2 protein-coding genes are annotated in these 673 nt (G+C 46.8%); both read right to left on the bottom strand.

Going from position 1 to position 673, the window contains the following annotated elements:
• Positions 1 to 211, bottom strand: a 211-nt coding sequence (locus EIP75_RS24790; protein ID WP_233585032.1) for a hypothetical protein, incomplete at its 3' end; no start/stop codon positions are given.
• Between the two features lie 78 nt (positions 212 to 289).
• A complete protein-coding gene (locus EIP75_RS23860; protein WP_125245675.1) occupies positions 290 to 634 on the bottom strand; it encodes a hypothetical protein in 345 nt (114 codons plus the stop codon).
• Positions 635 to 673 lie beyond the last annotated feature (39 nt).

Here is a 673-nt window from a genome sequence, read left to right as displayed (position 1 = left end):
AATTCTGCAGCTTCAACGCCCACGTTAAGCTGCGCCGCAAGGAGCGCAGCGACTGGAGGGAACCAACCGCAAGGTTGGCGTCAGCTTGAACAACCAGTTGGGCCAGCCCAAGTGACTTAGATGCTTGAACAACAGCGTTTGCAAAGCTATAACCCCTGAAAAATTTTGATGCCTTGGCCAGTTGCCATGGTGTTTTGCGCTGTTCAAGCAACTACTAGATTCAATGAGCTTGCCAACATTGAGCAGACTATGCCAGATGTTCGTTTGAAGCAAAAGTTCATCAAGCCAGCTATCGAGAAAGCAACCAAAAAATGCCAATTGCGATTAAGGTAATTACTAAGAATTTCAACCAAGTTGGAAGCCCGAACTCATGATCTTGCCGCTCAAATTCGTAAAGCCAAGAGAAGGCTGAGCCAATGATTGTGCCAACATTAGAACCAAGAATAAAGCCAAGTAGTGCGAATACAGCCGATGTGCCAATGATCAAATGCTTAGCGTTCAGATGAATATCGCTTGGGCCGAGTGTTTGAGAGTAGACGCCAAGTAACCAAGTGAGAATGGCACCAATAACCAAGCCGAAAAGTGCGCCAAAACCGGCGGAAGATAGACGTTCCCCAAATGATAGATTTCGCATGTGCCCTTTGATTCAAGTGAAAGGCCTAACGCCCGAGTT

The organism is Aquabacterium soli, from assembly GCF_003933735.1.
GTDB classification, from domain to species: Bacteria; Pseudomonadota; Gammaproteobacteria; order Burkholderiales; family Burkholderiaceae_C; genus Aquabacterium; species Aquabacterium soli.
The sequence above is the reverse complement of the archived record's forward strand: the minus strand, read 5'-3'. Positions and strand labels throughout refer to the sequence as shown.